Raw genomic sequence first — 22,232 nt, forward strand, 5'->3', positions numbered from 1 at the left:
GTCAGTGATGCCAGTGGGGTTTTGGGGGCCTCGGTGAGGCCTCGACCAGATTTACACGGGCGGACGAACCTCGCATTTCGATCAAGTACGCAGTGTCACCGGGGAGTCAGGAGCGGGGCGGCAGCGGCGGCCTGCGCCGGTCGGGGACGTCGTCGTATCCGGGCGGGGACGCGGCGGGGTGCTGCTCCAGGAGGTCGAGCGCGATCCGTACGGCGTCGTCGAGCTGGGCGTAGCGGCCCTCCGCCCAGTGGAGCGGTGTCCGCAGGGCCTCGACGTCGGGCGCCACGCCGTGGTTCTCCACGGACCAGCCGTAGACGTCGAACCAGCCCGCGTTCATCGGCACGGTGATCACCGTGCCGTCGCCGAGCTTGTGCCGCCCGGTCATGCCGACGACGCCGCCCCAGGTGCGCTGGCCGACGACCGGTCCGAGGCCGAGGAGCTTGAAGGCCGCGGTGATCATGTCGCCGTCCGACGAGGTCGCCTCGTCCGCCAGCGCGACGATCGGGCCGCGCGGCGCGTTGGACGCGTACGAGACGGGCTGGGCGTTGCGCGTGATGTCCCAGCCGAGGATCTTCCGGGTCAGCTTCTCCACGACGAGTTCGCTGATGTGGCCGCCCGCGTTGCCCCGCACGTCCACGATGAGCGCGGGCCGTGAGACCTCCAGGCGCAGGTCGCGGTTGAACTGGGCCCAGCCGGAGCCGCCCATGTCGGGGATGTGCAGGTAGCCGCACTTGCCGCCGCTCAACTGCCGTACCACCTCGCGCCGTTTGGCGACCCAGTCCTGGTAGCGCAGGGGGCGTTCGTCGACCAGGGGGACGATGGCGACGCGCCGCGCGCGGCCCCCGCCCTCCGGCGGCCGGAACGTCAGCTCGACCGTGGTGCCGCCGGCCGCCGCGAGCAGCGGGAAGGGACCTGCCACGGGGTCGACGGCGCGGCCGTCGATGTGCGTGAGGACCGCGCCCTCGCGGATGCCGGAACCGGCCAGCGGCGAGCGCGCCTTGGAGTCGGAGGAGTCGCCGGGCAGGATGCGCTTGACCATCCAGCCGCCGTCCCTGCGTACGAGATCGGCGCCGAGCAGGCCCATCGCGCGCTGGTAGTGGGGCGGGCCCTCGTTGCGGCGGGCCGCGGAGACATAGGCGTGGGAGGTGCCCAGCTCGCCGAGGACCTCCCGCAGCAGGTCGGCGAACTCGTCGGGGGACGCCACGCGTTCGACCAGCGGCCGGTACTGGGCGAGCACGGAGTCCCAGTCGATGCCGCACATGTCGGGGTCCCAGAAGTAGGAGCGGATGATCCGGCCCGCCTCGGCGTAGGACTGACGCCACTCGGCGGCCGGGTCGACCTCGTGCAGGATGCGCCGCAGGTCGATCCAGACGGTGGTGTCGCCGTCGCCCTGCTCGGTGGAGGGCACGGCGGACAGGTCGCCCTCGTCCACGACGACCAGGCGGGAGCCGTCGCCGCTGAGCGAGAACCAGTCGAGGTGGTCGACGAGCTGCGACTTCTTCGCCTTGGTGATGTTGAAGTGCTCCAGGGTCGGCCGCCCCGACATGTCGGCGGGGTTCGCGAAGGTCTCGCCGAGCGCCCCGGAGATCGGCCAGCGCAGCCAGACCAGGCCGCCGTCGCTGACGGGCTGGAGGGCCGAGTACTTCGACGCGGCGACGGGGAAGGGCGTGACCCGCGCCTCCAGGCCCTCGGTCTCCACGGTCGTCGTGCCGTCGCCGGAGCTGCCGTCGGCCGGGTCGAGGCCGCCCGCCACCGGGCGCCCGTCGGGCAGCAGCGCGAAGGGCGAGGGCGTCGCCGACGACAGCGGCACGAGGTAGGGGCGGCAGCCGAGCGGGAAGGACAGGTCGCCGGTGTGCACGTCGTAGACGGGGTCGAAGCCGCGCCACGAGAGGAAGGCGAGGTAGCGCCCGTCACGGGTGAAGACCGGGTTCTCGTCCTCGAAGCGGCCGTTGGTGACGTCGACGACCGTACGGGCGCCCGGCCCCTTGACGCGGGCCAGCTTGATCTGGCGCAGGGAGCGCCCCACCCCCGGGTGCGACCAGGTCAGCCAGGCCCCGTCGGGGGAGAACGCCAGGTCGCGCACCGGCCCGTTGAGGGACCGGATCAGCTCGGTGACCTCGGCGGGCTCCTCGTCGGGGGAGTCGTCGGCGTCCTCCTCGGCCTCGCGGAGCTCGCCGATCTCGCGGAGCCCGCGGTTCAGGTCGGCGGCGCCCGCGTCGTCGGGCAGGGTCACGATCAGCAGCCTGCCGTCGTCCGACGCGACGGCGAGCCGCTCCCCCTCGGGGTCGGACACCAGCTCAAGGACGCGGCCGAGGCCGCCGCTCACCGGCCTGCGCGGGGGCCGGGCACCGCTGGCGCGCGGCAGATAGGCGATCTCCACGGCGTCCTCGCCCTCGGCGTCCGTGACGTAGGCGACCTGGCCGCCGGTGCCGAGCATCTCGGGGAGGCGGACCCGTACGCCCGGGGTGTCGGCGATGGTGCGGGCGGGGCCGTCGCGGTGGGTCAGCCAGTAGAGGCTGCCGCGTACGACGACGGCGCTGGCCCGGCCCGTCGCGTCCACGGAGAGCGAGTCGACGTGCCGCGCGGCCGGGACCTGGTAGACCCGCCGCCCGGGGCGCGGCCCGCCGAGCCGGACGTCCAGGCGGCGCGGCCGTGAGTCGGCGGCGAGCGAGTCGACCAGCCAGATGTCGCCGGCGCACTGGTAGACGACGCGCGTGCCGTCGCTGGAGGCGTGGCGGGCGTAGAAGGCGTCGTGGTCGGTGTGGCGCCGCAGGCCGGAGCCGTCGGGCAGGCAGGAGTAGAGGTTGCCGACGCCCTCGTGGTCGGAGAGGAACGCGATGCGCCCGGCCACGAACATGGGTGAGTCGAGGTGTCCGTCGAGGTGGCCGAGGATCCGCTTGCCGTGCATCCACAGGCGGCCGGTCGCCCCGCCCCGGTAGCGCTTCCAGGCGGCGGGCTCGTGCGGGGGCTTGCCCGTGAGGAGCAGCGTCTTGCGCTCGCAGTCGCCGTCGGCGAGGGAGTCGGTGACGGCGATGTCGTGGACCGGGCCCCAGGGCAGCCTGCCGCCCGGTGAGCCGTCGAGGGGCACGCTGTAGGCCCAGCAGAGGTGGGAGAAGGGCTGTCCGTGCGAGGAGACGGCGAGGACGTCGCCGTCGGGGGACCAGCCGCAGACCCGGGTGTCGGTGCTGCCCCAGTAGGTCAGGCGGCGCGCGGGCCCGCCGTCCACCGGGGCCAGGTGGATCTCCGGGTCGAGGCTGCGCCACGTCGTGTACGCGATGTGGCGGCCGTCCGGCGAGAAGCGGGGGTGGCCCACCTTGGTCCGGTCGACGGTGACCCGCCACGCCCGGCCGGCCGGGGTGCCCTCCGGGGTGAGGGGGGCCACCCAGAGATCGTCCTCGGCGGCGAAGCAGAGGCGGTCGCCGCTGAGGTGCGGGAATCGCAGGTAGGAGTGGTCGGTGGAGTGGTCGGCCTGGGCATCGTCGCGCTCGTCGGTCACCTCACCATGCTTTTCCGCCCCGCAGGCCCCGGCAACTTGTGCGGAGCGCGGAGGCCCGGAGCGGCGACGTGAGCCAGGACACGTACGAAACCGTTTCGTTTCGATAAGGCAGGGCATACGATACGGGGGTACGAAACCGTTTCGTTCGGGAATTCGGGAATTCGGGACAGGAGGCGATGGTCATGGCTGAGGCGGCAACGGCGCGGCGCAGCAGGATCACGCCCGAGCGCGAGGCCGAGCTGTACGAGGCCGTGCTCGACCTGCTCCGTGAGGTGGGGTACGACGCGCTCACGATGGACGCCGTCGCCACCCGCACCCGCTCCAGCAAGGCCACCCTCTACCGCCAGTGGGGGAGCAAGCCGGAGCTGATCGCCAGGGCGCTGCGGCACAACAAGCCGGCGTCCCTGGCGGACATCGACACCGGATCGCTGCGCGGCGACCTGAACGAGATGGTGGCCCGCTCGGACGACTGCCAGATGGAGAGGGACGCCGCGCTGATGCGGGGCCTGTCCCACGCCATCCACGACAACCCCGAACTCCACCGGGCGCTGCGGGACCTGCTCATCGAGCCGGAGCTGACCGGCCTGAGCGATCTGCTGCGCAGAGCGGTGGAGCGCGGCGAGGTCGCCGCGGACCATCCCGCGCTCGACTTCGTCGTCCACATGCTGGTGGGCGGTTTCGTCGCCCGTGACCTGATCGAGGACCGCCCGGTCGACCGCGCGTTCCTCGCCTCGTACCTCGACGCCGTGATCTTCCCCGCCCTCGGCGTCTGACCCCCCGCACGCCCCGACCCCTTACCTGACGCGACCGCTCACGTCGTCGGGCTCATCCCCCCTGCCCCGAGAGCCTGTGTCATAACCCCGGCCGGGCGCGCGACGCCTGGCACGCACGCTCGCGGCGTTGCCGAAAAGCCCACGTGGCTCCTCCCCCAGGCCTGAACGGCCCGGGGGGACCCCCATCGAGGACTCTCCGGCGCCTTGCGATCGCACGCACCAGACGCCGCACGCTGATCCGACCGGAGTCATGACACAGGCTCTGAAGCAATACGACCTGACCGGGAGTACGCCCCCGTGGCAACGTTCCTCTACAAACTCGGCAAACTCGCCTTCCGGCGACGGCACTTCGTCGCCCTGATCTGGGTGGCGCTGCTCACCCTCGCCGGTGTCGGCGCCGCGACCGCGCCCACCGCCGCGTCCAGCAGCTTCTCCATACCCGGCACAGAGGCCCAGAAGGCCTTCGACCTGCTGGAGAAGCGCGCCCCCGAAGCCAGCGCCGACGGCGCGAGCGCCCGCGTCGTCTTCAAGGCACCGGACGGCGAGAAGGTGACCGACCCGGCCAACAAGGCCGAGATCGACAAGACCGTCGCCGCCCTGAAGTCGGGCTCCGACCAGGTCGCCCGCGCGGACAGCCCCTTCGCGGCCAAGACGGTCAGCAAGGACGGCACCACGGCGTACACCTCGGTCTCGTACAAGGTCTCCTCCATGGAGCTGGCCGACGAGGACCGCGACGCGCTGGAGAAGACCACCGACGACGCCCGCGACTCCGGGCTCACGGTCGAGGTCGGCGGTGACGCGCTCCAGGCCATGCCGGCGACCGGGACCACCGAGATCATCGGCATCGCGGTCGCCGCGGTCGTCCTCGTCATCACCTTCGGCTCGCTGGTCTCGGCCGGTCTTCCGCTGCTCACCGCGCTGATCGGCGTGGGCATCGGTGTCTCCGCCATCACCGCGCTCGCCGACGCCCTCGACCTCGGCACCACCACCTCGACGCTCGCCATGATGATCGGCCTCGCGGTCGGCATCGACTACGCCCTGTTCATCGTCTCGCGCTACCGCGGCGAACTCGCCGACGGACGCGACCGCGAGGAGGCCGCGGGCCGTGCGGTGGGCACCGCGGGCTCGGCGGTCGTCTTCGCCGGGCTCACCGTGGTCATCGCCCTGGTCGGCCTCGCCGTGGTCAACATCCCGATGCTCACCAAGATGGGCGCCGCCGCGGCCGGCACGGTCGTCATCGCCGTCCTCATCGCGCTCACCCTGATCCCGGCGCTGCTCGGGTACGCGGGCAAGCGGGTCATGCCGACGGGCGCGAAGAGCAGGCTGTTCGGCGGCGGCAGGAAGAAGGGCGCGGCTTCCGGCGAGGCCGCCGGTGGGGTTTCCGGTGGGGTTTCCGGAGAGGCTTCCGGCGAGGGGAAGCCCAACCTGGGCACCCGCTGGGCCCGCTTCGTGGTGCGCCGTCCGATCACCGTGCTGCTCGTCGGCGTCATCGGTCTCGGCGCCGCCGCCATCCCGGTCACCCAGCTCGAACTCGGCCTGCCGGACGACGGCGCGCAGCCGACGTCCACCACCCAGCGCAAGGCGTACGACCTGGTCTCCGAGGGCTTCGGCCCCGGCTCCAACGGCCCGCTGATGGTCGTCGGCGACCTCAAGGGCGCCGACGACCCGAAGGCCGCCGCTCAGCGCATCACCAAGACGATCTCCGGCCTCGACGATGTCCAGGCCGTGGCGCCGCCGATGCTCACCAAGGCGGGCGACACCGCGATCATCAGCGTCGTGCCGTCCTCCAAGCCCAGCGGCATCGAGACCGAGAACCTGGTCCACGCGATCCGCGACGCGGGACCCGAGATCACGTCGGGCACGGGCGCGGAGATCATGGTCACCGGCACCACGGCCATGAACATCGACGTCTCGCAGAAGCTCAACGACGCCCTCGTGCCCTATCTGGCACTGGTCGTGGGCCTCGCGTTCCTGCTCCTGATCGTCGTCTTCCGCTCGATCCTGGTCCCGCTCAAGGCGGCCCTCGGCTTCCTGCTCTCGGTCCTCGCGGCCCTCGGCGCGGTCGTCGCGGTCTTCCAGTGGGGCTGGCTCGGCTCGCTCTTCGGCGTCGAGCAGACCGGCCCGGTCATGTCGATGATGCCGATCTTCATGGTGGGCGTGGTCTTCGGCCTCGCGATGGACTACGAGGTGTTCCTCGTGACCCGTATGCGAGAGGCGTACGTCCACGGGGAGCGGCCCGCCCAGGCGGTCGTGACCGGCTTCCGGCACGGGGCCCGGGTGGTCTCGGCGGCGGCCGTCATCATGATCGCGGTCTTCGCGGGCTTCATCGGCTCCGGCGAGCAGATGGTGAAGATGATCGGCTTCGGCCTCGCGATCGCGGTCTTCTTCGACGCCTTCGTGGTCCGCATGGCCCTCGTGCCCGCCGTCCTCGCGCTGCTCGGCAAGAAGGCGTGGTGGCTGCCCAGGTGGCTGGACCGCGCGCTGCCGAACGTCGACGTCGAGGGCGAGGGGCTGCGCACGGCGGCCGAGAAGGACTCCGACACCGACTCACGGGAGCTGGCCCGCGTCTGACCGGGGTCGATGCATGACCGAGGTCAGTGGATGACCGGGGTGGCGGTCGCCGCGTAGGTGCGGCGCAGGAAGCGGATGAGTGCCGACGCGTCGAACTGGACGACCGTCACCCCGTCGCCCGCGTGGTGCTCCACGACCGTCTGGACCCGGCCGCACGGCCAGATGTGCACGTCACCGGCGGTGACGGGGGCCCGGAGTCCCTGTTCGAGGAGTTGCCGGGCGAAGGTCCACTCGTGGCCGTCGGGGAGGCCGATCCGCATCGCGTGCGGGTCGGCCTCCGCGTCGTACCGCAGCATGGCGGGGACGACGCGGTGGCCCTCGGAGGAGTCCGTGACGAGGTGGGCGCGTGCGTACTGCTCGACTGCGGACATCGCTGGACTCCTCGACCGGGCGTATGTTTTCTGATGTTTCCTTCCCCAATGTCCCATATTTACGGCGCTCCACCGCGGCGGGGGCGCGGGGTGCGTCCGCCGGGCGCCGCCTTGTCGGGACTGCGGCGCTCTTGCGAACCGTTCGCAAGAAGGCCCTATCCTTGATCGGTTCAGGACGGTTCAAGACGGCTTCTGCTTCTCCGCCTGCCCAGGAGCGCGCGTGTGCATGTCCCCCTGGCCATGGTCAGCCGTGGCTACACCGGAACGATGCCGGTCGTCGACGACGTCACGGCATCGCGTGCGCAGTGGACGTACGCACTGACCCTGCCGCTCTGCGCTCTCGCCGTATGCCTGTGGGGATGGACGCTGTGACCTCGCCCCCGCCGCCCTCATTGGACGTCGCGGGGCTCGCCTTCGCCTACCCGACGGGCACCAGGCCCTGTTCGGCGTGGACTTCCGCGTCGGGCGCGGCGAGCGCGTCGCCCTGCTCGGGCCGAACGGCGCCGGCAAGACGACCCTCGTACTGCACCTGAACGGCATCCTGACCGGCGGCGCGGGCAGCGTGACGGTCGCCGGGCTGCCCGTCGGCAGGAAGTACATGGCCGAGATCAGGCGCAGGGTCGGCATCGTCTTCCAGGACCCCGACGACCAGCTCTTCATGCCGACGGTCCGCGAGGACGTGGCCTTCGGGCCCGCCGCCGCGGGGATGCGGGGCCCGGAGCTGGAGGCGAGGGTCACGAAGGCCCTCGCGCAGGTCGGCATGGCGGAGTTCGCCGACCGGCCGCCGCACCACCTCTCCTTCGGGCAGCGCCGCAGGGTCGCCGTCGCGACGGTGCTCGTGATGGAGCCGGAGATCCTGGTCCTCGACGAACCCTCGTCCAACCTCGACCCCGCCTCGCGCCGCGAACTGGCCGACATCCTGCGGTCCCTCGACGTCACCGTCCTGATGGTCACCCACGACCTGCCGTACGCGATGGAGCTCTGCCCCCGTGCCCTGATCCTCAGCGAGGGCGTGATCGCCGGGGACGGTCCGACGGGCGAACTCCTGGCCGACCCCGAGCTGATGGGCAGACACCGCCTGGAACTGCCCTTCGGCTTCGATCCGAAGACGGCAAGGGTGGGACGGTAGGGAATCGTCGGTCGGGGGCGGCTGTTGTCTTCGGTATGGATGATGTGAGGGACGGTACGAGTCGGGATCTGACGCCTGGCGCTCCGGTTCTGACGCCTGGGGCTCGGGTTCTGGCGTCTGGTGCTCGGGATCTGACGCCTGGTGCGGTGCACGGCACCGTGGCCGCCGGGTTCGAACCGGTCAGGGACGCCTTCGTACGCAACTTCGCCGAGCGCGGAGAGCGCGGCGCCGCCGTCACGGTCTACCGCGACGGGCGCAAGGTCGTCGACCTGTGGGGCGGCGCGAAGGACGTCGACGGAGACCCGGCGGCGGGCGACGCCCCGTGGGAGCACGGCACCGCCCAGATCATCCGCTCGGCGACCAAGGGCGTGGCGGCGGCCACGCTGCTCCTGCTGCACCAGCGCGGCGAGCTCGACCTGGACGCCCCGGTCGGCGCGCACTGGCCGGAGTTCAAGGCGCGCGGCAAGGAGCGCGCCCTGGTCCGGCACCTGCTCGCGCACCGCGCCGGAGTGCCCGCTCTGGACCAGCCCCTCACCCCGGCCGAGGCGCTGGACCCGGATCTCGCGGCGGCGGTGGTCGCGGCGCAGGCCCCGTTCTGGGAGCCGGGCACCGACCACGGCTACCACGCGCAGACGTACAGCTGGCTCATCGGTGAGCTGGTGCGGCGCGTCACCGGCAGGGCGGTCGGCGAGTGGATCTCGGCCGAGATCGCCGGGCCGCTCGGCCTGGACCTGTGGGTCGGGCTTCCGGACGCCCAGGCGGGACGGGTCGGCCGGGTGGGCGGCATCGAACCGCCCGTCCCCGCGGCCGGCCTGCGGGTGCGGCCGCGGCGGAACGTGGCGGAGGCCTACGCGGACCCGGGCTCCCTGACCCGCCGCGCCTTCGGGGCGATAGCCCCGGCCGCCGCGGGCCAGGAGCTGTCCCGCCCCGACGAGAACGCCCCGGCCTACCGGGCGGCGGCCCTGCCCGGTGCCAACGGCATCGCCACGGCGGACGGCCTCGCCCGCTTCTACGCCTCGCTGATCGGTGAAGTGGACGGCGGGAGGCGGTTGTTCACGCCGGAGACGGTCGGCCTGGCCCGCGCCGAGGAGTCCTCGGGCCCCGACCGCGTCCTGGTCGTCCCCACCCGCTTCGGCCTCGGCTACATGCTGCACGGCGGCGCATCCCCGCTCCTGGCCCCCGGCTCCTTCGGCCACCCCGGCAGCGGCGGCGCCCTCGGCTTCGCCGACCCGGAGTCGGGCCTCGCCTTCGGTTACGTGACGAATGGCATGGCCAAGGGGGTCACGGCCGATCCGCGGGCCCAGGCGCTGGTGCGGGCGCTGCGGGCTGCCGCGTCCGGCCCGGCGTACTGACACGGGTGCGCCGCAGCGCCAACAGCCCGCCGACGCCGGGTACGAGGGCGAGCCACCGGGCGGCACCACGCAGTGGCCAGGCGGTGGCGATGGTGACCAGATAGGCCGTGCCGTGCAGGGGACCGAGGAGCGCGGAGGCCGCGGGGGCGTGCACGGTCACGAGGTTGAGGAGCAGCAGGGCGAGCGAGGCGGCCTCGACGGCGGCGGCGATACGGAGTGTGCGCATGGCCGTCACACGCCTGTCGTGGAGCCGGGCCGGACGATCATCAGGACGGTGACGGTCGCCCAGAGGAGGTTGAAGACACCGGTGAGCATGGTCAGCCGGGAGGCCGTGGCGCGGGCGGCACCGGGGTCCTCGCCCGCGTCGAGCAGAAGTCGCTGCCCGGGCAGGATGGCCATGGCCAACAGGCCCGCGGCGAGTGCGGTCAGTATCAGCGAGGCGATGAGCCAGGCGTCGCCGAGTACGCCCAACTGGGCGGCGGTGGCGATGCCGAAGACGGGCACGGCGATCCCGGCGAGGGCGTAGCCGCGGCAGACGCGGTGAAGCAGCGCGGCGATCCCGGCGGCCCGGTCGTTCTGGCCGCCGAGTGTCTGGAGCGCGTACCGCGGAAACATCGAGGCGGCCACGGTGATGGACCCGACGGCGAGGATCGCCGCGAGTACGTGGACGGACAGAAGGAACTTGGTCACGGGGGTCCTCCGGGCGGGACGTACGCGTGGGCGCATGGCGGAACCACGAGCTGCGGTCCGCATATGTTGGCTACCAATACATACACTGCCTACGTGTGTGTTGTGTAGGCTGCCTACCCATGAAGGCGGATGCGGTGCGAGGGCACCTGGACGGACTGCTGCTCGCGGTGCTGGAACCCGGCCCGCTGCACGGCTACGCGATCATCGCGGCGGTGCAGCGCCGGAGCGGCGGCGCGCTGGAGCTGCGTACGGGCACGATCTACCCGGCGTTGAACCGCCTGGAGCGGCTGGGCCTGCTGAGCAGCAGTTGGGAGTCGGCGGCGGGGGAGCGGCGCCGCAGGGCGTATGAGTTGACCGACGCGGGGCGGGCGACCCTGGCGGGTGAGCGGGCGGCCTGGACGGAGTTCACGGCGGCCATCGGGTCGGTGCTGAACCCCGGCCCCGACCTCGGCGCGCGGCGGCCCGGACTGGCCACATGAGCGCGGCGGTGCGGCACCCCGACCCGATCGAGGAGTACGTGAGGGAGCTGACGGCGGCTCTGCACGGCCCGCCGAACGCGAAGTCCCGCCTGGTGGAGGAGATGCGGGGCGGCCTGCTCGACACGGCGGCGGCGCACGCGGCAGCGGGGGCGCCGGAGGACGACGCTGCCCGCCTGGCGGTACGGGACTTCGGCACGGTCGAGGACCTGGCCCCCGCCTGCCAGCACGAACTGACCATCGCCCAGGCGAGGCACACGGCCCGCACGGTCGCGCTGACGGCACCGTTCCTGCTCACCTGCTGGCACCTGTCCCGCGCGGGTGACCCCCAGGCCCTGGCCTGGCAGACGCTGGCGGCTCATCTGGCCCTGATCGCCACACTGGCGGCCCTGCTGGCGGCGGCGGCCCTGGCGGCCACGGGCCCCCTGGCCCGCCGGCTGCCCACGCCGCACGGCCTGCCGCGGGCGGTGGCCTGGACGGGCACGACGGCAAGCGGGGCCATGGCGGTAGCGACCCTGTCCCTCGCCATAGCCGCGGCCCTGGCCACGAACTGGCCCCTACTGGCAGCGGCGGGCGCCCTCGCGGCAGCCTCCCACGCGGTGGTGGCAACCTCAGCCCGGGCGTGCCGCCGCTGCGTGGGCCTCGCCCTGCCCCGCAGGGAGCCGATTCGCGGCTGACGCCGGGGCGGCTACTCGGCGCGGACGCCCCGGAGCCCGGCGACGAAGCCGTGCCACGCGGTGGCCCCGGCGGCAGCATCACGCTCCCGGCGCCGGGACCGCTCGACGGAACCTAGGCGCGGGTCCGCTTCTCGATCTTCCGCTGCACTTGGACGATCGCGGTGCGTGCGGCTTCGAGTTTGATGCCCTGCATGCGGGCGAGAGCGAGGTGGTGGTTCAGCAGGCTCTCGTCGGCGGCCAGCATTTCGGCGTGGTTTCGCGGCAGCACGTTGGTCCGGTATCCCTCCAACTGCGCGACGGCCACGCCGAACGGGAGGTCCGGGGAGCGCCGCTCGGCGATCCTGAGCCTGCTGACCACGTCGATCAGCTCGCGCAGTTCGGCCGTGACGCCTTCGACGGCCGCCGTGAGTGCCAGGCGGTTCAGTACGAGGAGCGCATCGCTCGCCGTGTCGTAGTCGGGCTGATGCCATTGGACGGCTTGGTCGCGGCGCCGGTGGTTGATGACGAGCCAGGTGCTGACCAGCAGGGCGATAAGGGCGATCAACGCTCCCCAGGACCACTCGGAAGAGAAATCGCCCGCGCCGGAAGGAGAGCTGGAAGAGGCAAGCGGCAGCATGGTGTTGTCCTTCCTGAGGTGGGACGCGCACCGGACGGGCTCTTCCAAAGGTCTGGTGAGCGTGGATCGCTGCGGTTTCCTAAGGGGAGCGACGGCCGCGCACCATCGGCGGGTACAGCAGGTTCGCCGTGCCCCGACGGAACAGGGCAGGCGGCTTCCCGGGCCCTGACCGGCGCACCTTGTCGGTCCTGATGACGAAGCCCGCGGTCTCCTCCACGACCTTGCGGTGGAAGTTCCCAGGGTTGAGCTCGTAGCCCCACACGGCCTCGTAGACCTTGCGCAGGTCAGTGATGGTGAAGAGCTCGTCGCAGAAGGCGGTCGCGGCGGTGGTGTGTTCCAGCCGGGTCCTGATGCGGTCGAGCCCGTGCCGGAGGATCTTGCCATGGTCGAAGGCGAGACTGCTGTTGTGTCCCCAGAGCGATTCCTCGACCTCGACCCAGTCGGCCTCGCGGGCGTCGCTCGCGCCGGTCACCTCCGGTGGATCCGGCATGACCGCCAAGAAGGCGGTCGAGATGATGCGGCCCCGCGGATCACGCTCGGGACGCGAGTACGTGTGCAGTTGTTCCAGCCGGATTCGGGAGTCGCTGAGCCCGGTCTCCTCCCGGAGCTCGCGCTCCGCCGTGCCCTCAAGGGATTCGCCGGGCCGGACGAACCCGCCGGGCAGGGCGAGCATTCCGCGATATGGCTTCTTGCCGCGCCGGACGAGCAGGACACGGAGTTGGTCCATGCGGATCGTGAAGATGACGATGTCGGCCGTCGGCTGCGCCGCGACTCGTGGCCGCCTGACCGGAGCGGGTCCAGGAACGCTGCCCGTGATGATCTCCACCAAGCGGCGGGCATCTATGACTGTTTCTTCCGGGACGGCGATGGGCAGGTCCTTCGGCGGCTCCGCGTAGTACACGGCCATGCCGCGCTCATGGACGCGTCCCAGTTCGTAGGCGGTGGTGCGGCCGATGTAACCGCCGGGGTTCACGACGTACACGAGATCCGAGGTGAAGATCTTCTCCAGAGTCGCCGCCTGGAGATCCTGGTCCGAGGACTCCGGAGGGTCGGATTCGAAGCGTACGAACTCGCGGCCCCGATCGACGATCCGGCAGATCGGCGGACTTCCCACGGCCAGTCCCGCACCCGCGAACACCCGGGCGACCGCCAGGACTTCGGGGTAGTGCTGCCGGAAGCTCCCGATGAGTGCGACGGAGCCCTTGGTGAGGATGCGCATAGCAGGACTGTGCCAGTCGAGCGCCGGGGGCCCACACTCCCGATAGTGCCTGCCTGACAAGAACTTGGGTGTTGCCCCAGGTGAGAGCGAATACGTCGGCAATGTGTCAGAACGAAAAGAATGACTGGCAGTTGCTGACGCGGCCTGGCGTGCACAACGCCGCATTGCCCCCCGGGGCGCTACCCCGCGTGCAGCATCAAGCCGATTCCTGCCACCATCAAGCCCGCCGCCACCAGCCGGGGCGTCCCGAACCGTTCCTTGAAGAAGACCGCGCCGATCACCGCGCCCACGATGATCGATGACTCGCGCAGGGCGCTGATCGGGGCCAGTTCCGCCTTGGTCTGGGCCCAGAGGACCAGGCCGTAGGCCGCTACCGAGAGGGCCGCGCCCAGGAGGCCCACCGCCGCGAAGGGGCGGAGACGGGGGACCAGTTCGCCGCGCCAGCGCCACGCCGCGTAGAGCGGGATCGCCAGGCCCTCCAGGATCATCAGCCACGCGATGTAGCCCATCGAGGAGCCCGAGGCTCGGACGCCGAGGCCGTCCACCACCGTGTACGCGGCGATCGAGACGCCCGTGGCCAGGGCCGCGGTGAGCGCCGGCCAGTCCGGGCGGCGCCCTGAACCCCGTATGCCCCACAGCGCCAGGCCCGTGAGGCCCGCGCACGAGACCGCCACGCCCGCCGCCTGCCAGCCGTCCGGGATCTCGCCCGCGAAGACCGCCGCGAGGACGGTGACGACCAGCGGTGCCGTGCCGCGCGCGATGGGATACGCCTGGCCGAAGTCGCCCAGCTTGAAGGAGCGCATCAGGAGGGCGTAGTAGCCGACGTGCACGGCCGCCGAGATGAGCAGGTACGGCCAGGCACCGGCCGCCGGGAACGGGACGAACGGGGAGAGGAGAATCCCTATCAGCACGCCGCCGCCCGAGATCAGCGTGAAACCGACCAGCTTGTCGGTGATGTGGTGGGCTATCGCGTTCCAGCACGCGTGCGTGACGGCGGCCAGCAGGACCGCCGACGTCACGAGGGGGGTCACTCGGACGTCTCGCGCACGTCCACCAGCGTGGCGCCCGCCCGGGCGATCAGCGTCTCGGGGTCGGTCGGGAAGACGGCGTACGGGGTGCCCGCTGCGGCCCACACCTCGTCGTGGGTGAGGAGGGAGCGGTCGGCGAGGACCCTCGTCCGGTTCGCGTGGCCGAAGGGCGGGACGCCGCCGATCGCGTACCCCGTCGTCTCCTTGACCACGTCCGCCTTGGCCCGCGTGACCTTCTCCGCGCCCAGTTCCCCGCGGACGAGTTCCAGATCGACGCGCGATGCGCCGTCCATCAGGACGAGGACCGGCACGCCGTCCGCCGCGAAGATCAGGGACTTGCAGATCTGGCTCAACTCGCAGCCCACGGCGGCCGCGGCCTCCTGTGCGGTACGGGTCTGCTCGGGGAAGCGGCGGACCCGGCCGAGCAGCTCGGCCAGGCCGAGCTCGCGCAGGGCGGCGGCGAAACGGGGGTGCGCGGCCGACTCGGCGGACTCGGTCGACTTGGTCGACTCGCCGTACTCGGTCGACTCGCCGTACTCGGTCGACTTGGTCGGCTCGCCGTACTCGGTCGGCTCGCCGTACTTGGTCGACTCGGCGGGCTCGGATTCAGTAGCGCTCATGCCCCCGCACGCTAGCGGCCCGTGTACGGGCCACGCGACCACGTATCCGGATACCGGACACGCCGCCCCGGGACCGGAACCGCCCGTCCCGGGACCCAAAGCCGCCCCCCGGCTCAGCCCCCTCAGTCCCCCGCCAACAGCATCGCCCGCACCACAGGCCCCGCCGATTCGCCGCCGTGGCCGCCCTGTTGGACGACCGCCGCCGAGGCCAGGTCGCCCCGGTACGCGGTGAACCAGCCGTTCGGCTTCTTCTGGCCGTCGACCTCCGCGGAGCCGGTCTTGGCGCCCATGTCGGAGCCGAGGCCCGACATCGGCTTGACCGCCGTACCCGCCACCGCCGTGTGGCGCATGAGCTCACGCAGCGCCGAGACCGTGGCGCCGGACATCTTGCGCGGCGCCGTCGCCAGCTCGCGGTCGTCGATGTCGGGCGAGACCAGGTACGGCTGCCGGAACGTGCCCGACTTCACCGTCGCCGCCACCGACGCCATGTTCAGCGGGTTCATCCGCACCCCGCCCTGCCCGATCAGCGAGGCCGCCATCTGGGCCTGCGACTGCACGGGCACCGCGCCGTCGAAGGTCGGCACACCGATCGACCAGTTGTCGCGGCCGAGCCCGAAGACGTCCTGCGCCTGCTTGGTCAGGGAGTCGTTCTCCAGCTTCTTCGCCTGGGTGATGAAGGCCGTGTTGCACGAGCGCCCGAAGCTGTCGCGGAACGTGCCGCCCTTGATCTGGAACTTGTCGTCGTTCTGGAACTTCCAGCCGCCGTACGTCGAGTACTTCGGGCACGGGTGCTTCTTGTCGACCCCGGCGAGCTTCTTCTCCAGCAGCATCGACGCGCTGACGACCTTCATCGTGGAGCCGGGCGCGAGCGACCCCTGGAAGGCCACGTTGAAGCCGGTGGGGTTGGAGTTCGCCGCGGCCAGGATCTCGCCCGTGCTCGGCTTGACGACCACGACCGACGCCCGCTGCCGCTTCGCCGTCTCGCGCTCCGCCGCCGCCTGGAGCGACGGGCTGAACGTGGTCTTCAGCGTGCCCGGCGTGCCGGGGGAGAGCGTCAGGAGCGTCTTGTCCGGCGCCGACTCCGCGTCGTCCTTCTTCACGCTCGTCGAGCCGTCCGCGGACTTGGCGGGCTTCTCGTCGTCCGCCCGCACCACCCGCAGCTCGACGCCCGCCCTGCCGCCCGCCTTCTTGCCGTACTTCTCCCTGAGCCCGTCGAGGACCGTGCCCAGCGACGGGTACTTCGCCGCCGTCAGCTCGCCGCCGTCGCGGTCCACGGCCTTGATCGGCGGGTCGCCGGCCTCGCCCGTGACGAGCCGGTCGCCCTCCTTCAGCTCCGGGTGCACCACGGAGGGGCGCCAGCCGACCAGCGTCTTCCCGTCGCTCTTCCTGCGCACGACCGTCAGCTCGGACTCGTACGCGAAGGGCTTGCTCTTGCCCTTGTACGAGACGGTGGCGGCCGCCTTGAACGGCACCTCGGCGCCCGACCGCTTGCCCGGCGTCAGCACGGCCTTCGTGAAGTGCCCGTCCTCGCGGAACGAGGTCAGGGCCTTCTTCGCCGCCGTACGGTCGTCCGTGAGCGCCGACGCCTTGGCGACGTCGCCCTCCGCCCATGCCGCGAGGAACCCCCGCGCGGTGGCGCGGACCTCCGCCGCGGTGGGCGGGCCCGTGGCCACCTGCTTCTCGTCGTCGCCAGGACCGCTGGCCCCGCCGGAGAGCGCGAACGCCGCGGCGCCCACCCCGCACACGACGACGGCCGCCGCCCCGCCGAGCACACCGGGGTGCACTCTCCCGCTCCTGATGCCGACGCTTCTGCGCTCGCTGGCGCGCCTTCGCTTGCCCACAAACCCTCCGCTGTTCCCTGAGAGCCTGTGTCATCACCCCGGTCATGACACAGGTTCTGAGCCCCCAAGCCCACAAGCTCCTCAACCGAAAGCAACCTTAGAGGCGTACGGAGAAGCCCTTGACCACTTCACCGCCCGGCCGGACGGCCCCCGGACGGCTCCCGCGCGGGCCCTTTACCCTGCTCGCAGTACGTCCGCGACGATCGGCCCCGCCGCGTCGCCGCCGTGCCCGCCCCGCTGCGTCATGGCCGCCGCGGCGACATCGCCCCGGTAGCCCGTGAACCAGCTGTCGGACTTCGCCTGGCCGTCCACGTCCGCCGAGCCCGTCTTCGCCCCCGTGTCCCCGCCGAGCGAGGCCATGACGCGCGACCCGGTGCCGCTGACCGCCGTGCGGTGCATCATCTGCCGGAGCTGGGCCACCGTGGAGGCCTTCAGGCCGTCGGCGGTGGCCAGTTCGCGGCCGTCGAGCGAGCGCGGCACGATCACCGGCTGCCGGAACGTGCCGGTCTTCGCCGTCGCCGTCACCGAGGCCATGGCCAGCGGGCTCATCTGGACCTGGCCCTGACCGATGGCGTTGGTCGCGCGGTCGGGGCCCGGCGACGCGGGCACCGAGCCCTCGAAGGACGGCAGGCCGACCTGCCAGTCGCCCCCGCCGAGCCCGAAATTGTTCGCGGCCTCCTCGCCGAGGGAGGAGTCCGTGATGCCGTCCTCGTCGATGAGCTTCACGAACGCGGTGTTGCAGGAGCGCGCGAAGTCGTCGGCGAACGTGGCGGACCCGTCCGGTGCGAGACCCTTGAGGTTGGTGATCGTCTGGCTCTGCCAGGTCGCGCTGGGCGGGCACGGCGCGGTGCCGGCGGCCGTGATGACCCCCTTGTCGATCAGCATCGCCGCCGTCACGATCTTCATGGTGGAGCCGGGCATCACCTTGGCCTCGAACGCCGCGTTGAAGGCGTCCTTGCGGTTGTTGGCGACGGCGAGCACCTCGCCGGTGCTCGGCTTCACCGCCACCACGGACGACTCGTCATGCCGCAGCACGGCCCGCTCGGCGGCCTTCTGCATGCCCGCGCTGAGCGTCGTGCGCAGCTTGCCGGGCTTGCCCTCGGAGAGCGTGAGCAGGGTGCGGACGGCGGCTTCGGAGCCCTCGCGCCGCACGTACAGCTCCATGCCGGGGGTGCCGCCCGCCTTGTCCCCGTACCGCCGCCGCAGCTCGTCGAGGAGCGGGCCGAGCGAGGGGTTGGCCTTCTTGCTCAGGACGGTGCCCGCGCGGTCCACCGCCTGCACGGGCGGGTCGGGCGCCTCACCCGTGGCCAGGGAGTCACCCTTCTCCAGGAACGGGTGGAGCACCGACGCCCGCCAGTCGACGAGGGCGCGCCCCGACGCCTTGCCGCGCACCACGGTCAGCTCGGAGTCGTAGGCGAGCGGCTTGCTCTTCCCCGCGTACGACACCGTGGCCGACACGGCGAACGGGACCCTCTCGCCGGCCGCCCGCTTCGGGGTCAGCCGCACCTTCGTCAGGTGCGCGTCCTCGCGGTAGCCGGTCAGGGCGCGCGCGGCGGCCTCGGCATTGTTCGTGTAGTCGGCGGCCTGCCGGGCGTCCCCCTCCGCCCACGCGGCGAGGAACCTCTTCGACGTCTCACGCACCTCGGCGTCGGACAGCGGGCCCGTCCGCACCTCCGTACCGTCCGATCCCGCGGCGGAACCGCCGCCGCCCGAAAGGCCGTTCACGAGGTTGTACGTGCCGTACCCCGCGCCCCCCACCATGACGGCGAACACTCCGCCGACCAGCGCGACCTTGGCTCCTCTGCGCACGATGCCGATCCCCTCCCCAGGAGCCTTTCCGAAGTATTTTCGGAAAGGTCATACGCGCCCGACTTTATGGGGCGGTGGAGAAGCAGGGGACGGCCGTTATCCGAAGGTGTCCGTATCCGAAGGTGTCCGTCACGGAACCCGGATGACCGGTTCCGCCCCTCGCGACCTCGGGATCAGACCCACGTATCGAGCCACATCCGCGACCGCCAGGAATCGATGGGAATGGAATGGCCGGTGTAGATCGGCCAGAAATAGATGAAGTTCCAGAAGATGAGCAGGACCAGGACGCCCGAAGCGGCGGCTCCCACGACGCGGCGCCGCTCGCTCGACCCCGGCGGGCCGAGGACCGCGCCGATCAGCATCGCGAGCGCCAGGCAGAGGAACGGCACGAAGACGACCGCGTAGAAGAAGAAGATCGTCCGCTCCTGGTAGAAGAACCAGGGCAGATAGCCCGCCACCACCCCGCACAGGATCGCCCCGGCCCGCCAGTCGCGCCGGAACACCCACCGCCACAGGACGTAGAGCAGCGCGAAGGCCGCCGCCCACCACAGCAGCGGCGTGCCGAGCGCGAGGACCTCGCGGGCGCACTTCTCCGTGGTGTCCGCGGGGCAGCCGTCGCGGCCGGGCGCCGGGGACTCGTAGAAGTACGAGACGGGCCTGCCGTCGACGATCCAGCTCCAGGGGTTGGACTGGTACGTGTGCGGCGACGAGAGGCCGACGTGGAACTCGTACACCGCGTGCTCGTAGTGCCACAGGCTGCGCAGCCAGTCCGGCAGCCACGTCCAGTCCCCGCCCCGGCCGGCCGTCGCCGCCCAGTCGCGGTAGTAGCCGCCGGAGCCGTCGCTCGGCGAGAGGATCCAGCCGAGCCAGGACACGAGGTACGTGGCGAGGGCCACCGGCACCGTCGAGACGAACGCCGGGAGCACGTCCCTGCGCAGGACCGCGCGCCAGGGCCGCGCCGCCCCGGCGACGCGGCGCGCCCCGACGTCCCAGAGGACCGTCATCAGGCAGAGGAGGACCATCACGTACAGGCCGTTCCACTTGGTCCCGAAGGCCAGGCCCAGGCAGAGACCCGCCGCCCACCGCCACGGCCGCCACCCGAGGCGCAGCGTCTGCGCGACCTCCACGTCCGGGCGTACGATCCCGTCCCCGTCGACCGGCAGCGCGGCGGCGAGCCGCGCCCTGGCCTTGTCGCGGTCGATCAGGAAGCATCCGAAGGCGGCGAGCACGAAGAACATCAGGACCTGGTCGAGCAGCGCGGTCCTGGACATCACGAAGTGCAGGCCGTCCACCGCGAGCAGCGCGCCCGCAAGGCAGCCGAGGAACGTGGAGCGGAAGAGCCGCCGCCCGATCCGGCAGAGCATCAGGACGGACAGGGTGCCGAGCACCGCCGTCATGAACCGCCAGCCGAACGGGTCGAAGCCGAACAGCCACTCGCCGACGCCGATCACGTACTTGCCGACCGGCGGATGCACCACGTACGCCGCTTCGTGCGGGATGGCGATGTCACCGCCCTGCCGCAGCACGTCGTCGTTGATCTTCTCCGGCCAGTTGACCTCGAAGCCGCGGTGGATGAGCGCCCAGGCGTCCTTCGCGTAGTACGTCTCGTCGAATATCACGGCCTTCGGGTTGCCGAGGTTCCAGAACCGCGCCACCCCGGCGACCAGCGTGACGAGCAGCGGCCCGAGCCAGGCCGACCAGCGCACCAGCTTGTCCGCGCCCTTCCCCGACACCCCGAGCGCCGTCCACAGCCGGGGACCCGGCCGTGTGTACGGGGGCACGAGCCGCGCCGAGACGTCCTGGCCCGGCCGCACCACGTGCCCGAATCGGCGCAGCCGCCGCTGCCACGAGAGCTGCTGCTCCTCGGCCTGCTGGCCCTCGCGGGTGTCCGGGGAAGACGCGGTACTGGTCACCGCGCCATCGTAGGGAACCCGACAGGGCGAGTCCCGCCCGCAGGCCCTGCGAGGATGGATCCGTGACAGGAAGCGCAGATTCACCCGGAACCCTCGTACTCGCGGGCACGCCCATCGGCGACGTCGCCGACGCCCCGCCGCGTCTCGCCACCGAACTGGAGGCGGCCGACGTCGTCGCCGCCGAGGACACCCGCCGCCTGCGCCGGCTCACGCAGGCGCTCGGCGTGCAGGTCGGCGGGCGCGTCGTGTCGTACTTCGAGGGCAACGAGTCGGCGCGCACGCCCGAACTCGTGGAGGCCCTCGCGGGCGGCGCGCGGGTGCTCCTGGTGACGGACGCCGGGATGCCCTCGGTCTCCGACCCCGGCTACCGCCTGGTCGCGGCGGCCGTGGAGCGGGACATCCGGGTGACGGCCGTGCCGGGCCCCTCGGCCGTGCTCACCGCGCTCGCCCTCTCCGGCCTGCCGGTCGACCGCTTCTGCTTCGAGGGTTTCCTGCCGCGCAAGGCGGGCGAGCGGCTCGCGCGCCTGAAGGAGGTCGCCGACGACCGTCGCACTCTCGTCTACTTCGAGGCACCACACCGGATCGACGACACGCTCGCCGCGATGGCCGAGGCGTTCGGCGACGAGCGCAGGGCCGCCGTCTGCCGCGAGCTGACCAAGACGTACGAAGAGGTCAAGCGCGGTCCGCTGAAGGAACTCGCCGAGTGGGCGGCGGACGGCGTGCGCGGGGAGATCACCGTCGTCGTCGAGGGAGCGCCGGAGAAAAGCGCCGGTGACCTGGGCCCGGAGGAGCTGGTGCGCAGGGTGCGCGTGCGCGAGGAGGCGGGGGAGCGACGCAAGGAGGCGATCGCCGCCGTCGCCGCGGAGGTGGGCCTTCCCAAGCGGGAGGTCTTCGATGCGGTCGTGGCGGCAAAGAATGCGGATCGGAGCGGCCCATCAGCGGGCAAAGGACTATCGTGAAAGGCAAAGCGTGAGCCGCGTACCAGGTATTTTTTCCATGAAATAGTTAAATCGGCTCCAATGCTCGACAGGCCTGATGCGCCGGCTCGGGGAAAAGCGTCCACTGGTCGAAGGGACGTATCCGTTCCCCCAGAGGAGCACTGGCATGAGTGAGATCGCAGATACCGGCCACCCCGTCACGGGCACCACCACGAGCCCCACCACGAACCCCATCACGTCGCTCGACGTCGTTCAGGAGTCGTACGCCTTCGCCTGCATGCGCTGCGGGCACGGCTGGGAGCAGTCCTACGAGATCGAGCATCACGTGGACGGCAAGGGCCAGCAGTTCGTGAGGTACCTGGCGGACGGGCGGCACGTGCCGTCGCCGCTGTCCCGTCCCACCTGCCTCAACTGCGGTGGCCATGTCGTGCGGATCATGAGGGCGGGGCAGGTGTCCTCGGTGCTCGACTGCATGCGGCGCCAGCGGGAGGGCGGCGGCCGTGAGAGCGGCGGCCGTGAAAGCAGCGGCGTGGGAAAGCAGGCCGGGCCGGTCGAGCCGGCGGGGGCCACCGCGGCCGCGGGCTCCGGAGGTCCCGGGGGTTCCGAAAGTCCCGAGGGGCGGGAGCGTCATCCGTGGCACCTCTCGGACCTGCTGCATCCTTTCGCCCACCGCAAGGGGCAGTGAGCCGTCCGCTCCGGAGCGAGGGCCGGCT

At 71.8% G+C, this 22,232-nt stretch carries 18 protein-coding genes and 2 pseudogenes; 9 read left to right on the plus strand and 11 right to left on the minus strand.

The features are described from left to right. Positions 1–106: 106 nt before the first annotated feature. Entirely contained in the window at positions 107–3,496 is a 3,390-nt protein-coding gene (locus tag ACRAKF_RS23010) for a S41 family peptidase (RefSeq protein ID WP_447039226.1), read from the minus strand. Positions 3,497–3,678: 182 nt separating this feature from the next. On the opposite strand from ACRAKF_RS23010, the gene ACRAKF_RS23015 reads away from it, so the two are divergent. Continuing rightward, the gene (locus tag ACRAKF_RS23015; protein WP_447039228.1) at positions 3,679–4,269 is read left to right on the plus strand and encodes a TetR/AcrR family transcriptional regulator; all 591 of its coding nucleotides are present in this window, start codon (positions 3,679–3,681) and stop codon (positions 4,267–4,269) included. 297 nt (positions 4,270–4,566) lie between these two features. Beyond that, complete coding sequence (locus ACRAKF_RS23020) at positions 4,567–6,840, plus strand: MMPL family transporter (protein ID WP_447039229.1); 2,274 nt, start codon at positions 4,567–4,569, stop codon at positions 6,838–6,840. Between the two features lie 23 nt (positions 6,841–6,863). Here ACRAKF_RS23020 and ACRAKF_RS23025 read toward each other — a convergent pair whose 3' ends face one another. After that, positions 6,864–7,211, minus strand: a complete 348-nt coding sequence (locus ACRAKF_RS23025; RefSeq protein WP_447039230.1) for an SsgA family sporulation/cell division regulator — start codon at positions 7,209–7,211, stop codon at positions 6,864–6,866. A gap of 210 nt (positions 7,212–7,421) precedes the next feature. On the opposite strand from ACRAKF_RS23025, the pseudogene ACRAKF_RS23030 reads away from it, so the two are divergent. The 3 genes and pseudogenes from ACRAKF_RS23030 to ACRAKF_RS23040 all read left to right on the plus strand — a co-directional run. Continuing rightward, positions 7,422–7,583 (plus strand): annotated as a pseudogene (locus ACRAKF_RS23030) (cobalt ECF transporter T component CbiQ); the annotation flags it as partial. After that, positions 7,559–8,340 (plus strand): annotated as a pseudogene (locus tag ACRAKF_RS23035) (energy-coupling factor ABC transporter ATP-binding protein). The pseudogenes ACRAKF_RS23030 and ACRAKF_RS23035, both read left to right, overlap by 25 nt. A gap of 146 nt (positions 8,341–8,486) precedes the next feature. Then, positions 8,487–9,692, plus strand: coding sequence for a serine hydrolase domain-containing protein (locus ACRAKF_RS23040; protein WP_447039231.1), 1,206 nt, complete (start codon positions 8,487–8,489; stop codon positions 9,690–9,692). On the opposite strand, the gene ACRAKF_RS23045 is transcribed toward ACRAKF_RS23040, so the two are convergent. Together ACRAKF_RS23045 and ACRAKF_RS23050 are read right to left on the minus strand one after the other, a co-directional pair. Further along, entirely contained in the window at positions 9,622–9,918 is a 297-nt protein-coding gene (locus ACRAKF_RS23045; RefSeq protein WP_447039233.1) for a DUF3817 domain-containing protein, read from the minus strand. The genes ACRAKF_RS23040 and ACRAKF_RS23045 overlap by 71 nt on opposite strands. Before the next feature lie 5 nt (positions 9,919–9,923). Then, positions 9,924–10,382 carry a hypothetical protein gene (locus ACRAKF_RS23050; protein ID WP_447039234.1) on the minus strand — a complete coding sequence of 153 codons (459 nt, stop codon included), beginning with the start codon at positions 10,380–10,382 and terminating at the stop codon, positions 9,924–9,926. Positions 10,383–10,501: 119 nt separating this feature from the next. Here ACRAKF_RS23050 and ACRAKF_RS23055 point away from each other — a divergent pair, with 119 nt between their 5' ends. Next, complete coding sequence (locus ACRAKF_RS23055; protein ID WP_447039235.1) at positions 10,502–10,861, plus strand: PadR family transcriptional regulator; 360 nt, start codon at positions 10,502–10,504, stop codon at positions 10,859–10,861. Further along, a complete protein-coding gene (locus tag ACRAKF_RS23060) occupies positions 10,858–11,535 on the plus strand; it encodes a permease prefix domain 1-containing protein (protein WP_447039236.1) in 678 nt (225 codons plus the stop codon). The genes ACRAKF_RS23055 and ACRAKF_RS23060 overlap by 4 nt, the downstream gene beginning before the upstream one ends. 112 nt (positions 11,536–11,647) lie before the next feature. On the opposite strand, the gene ACRAKF_RS23065 is transcribed toward ACRAKF_RS23060, so the two are convergent. The 7 genes from ACRAKF_RS23065 to ACRAKF_RS23095 form a co-directional block, all read right to left on the minus strand. Further along, entirely contained in the window at positions 11,648–12,151 is a 504-nt protein-coding gene (locus tag ACRAKF_RS23065; RefSeq protein WP_447039237.1) for a hypothetical protein, read from the minus strand. A gap of 79 nt (positions 12,152–12,230) precedes the next feature. Beyond that, a complete protein-coding gene (locus tag ACRAKF_RS23070) occupies positions 12,231–13,370 on the minus strand; it encodes an NUDIX hydrolase (protein ID WP_447039239.1) in 1,140 nt (379 codons plus the stop codon). A 179-nt stretch (positions 13,371–13,549) separates the two neighbouring features. Then, a complete protein-coding gene (locus ACRAKF_RS23075) occupies positions 13,550–14,401 on the minus strand; it encodes an EamA family transporter (RefSeq protein ID WP_447039241.1) in 852 nt (283 codons plus the stop codon). Then, positions 14,398–15,018: a YbaK/EbsC family protein gene (locus ACRAKF_RS23080; RefSeq protein WP_447039242.1), complete on the minus strand. Its 621-nt coding sequence runs from the start codon at positions 15,016–15,018 to the stop codon at positions 14,398–14,400. The genes ACRAKF_RS23075 and ACRAKF_RS23080 overlap by 4 nt, the downstream gene beginning before the upstream one ends. Positions 15,019–15,140: 122 nt before the next feature. Next, complete coding sequence (locus ACRAKF_RS23085) at positions 15,141–16,859, minus strand: penicillin-binding transpeptidase domain-containing protein (protein WP_447039243.1); 1,719 nt, start codon at positions 16,857–16,859, stop codon at positions 15,141–15,143. A gap of 174 nt (positions 16,860–17,033) precedes the next feature. Next, positions 17,034–18,668, minus strand: coding sequence for a penicillin-binding transpeptidase domain-containing protein (locus tag ACRAKF_RS23090; RefSeq protein WP_447039244.1), 1,635 nt, complete (start codon positions 18,666–18,668; stop codon positions 17,034–17,036). A 173-nt stretch (positions 18,669–18,841) separates the two neighbouring features. Next, positions 18,842–20,581 carry a dolichyl-phosphate-mannose--protein mannosyltransferase gene (locus ACRAKF_RS23095; protein ID WP_447039246.1) on the minus strand — a complete coding sequence of 580 codons (1,740 nt, stop codon included), beginning with the start codon at positions 20,579–20,581 and terminating at the stop codon, positions 18,842–18,844. A gap of 62 nt (positions 20,582–20,643) precedes the next feature. Between ACRAKF_RS23095 and rsmI the strand changes: the two genes are divergently transcribed. After that, positions 20,644–21,540, plus strand: a complete 897-nt coding sequence (rsmI, locus tag ACRAKF_RS23100) for a 16S rRNA (cytidine(1402)-2'-O)-methyltransferase (protein WP_447039248.1) — start codon at positions 20,644–20,646, stop codon at positions 21,538–21,540. Between the two features lie 145 nt (positions 21,541–21,685). Beyond that, positions 21,686–22,204, plus strand: coding sequence for a hypothetical protein (locus ACRAKF_RS23105; RefSeq protein WP_447039249.1), 519 nt, complete (start codon positions 21,686–21,688; stop codon positions 22,202–22,204). Positions 22,205–22,232 lie beyond the last annotated feature (28 nt).

The organism is Streptomyces sp. DSM 118878 (assembly GCF_052936595.1).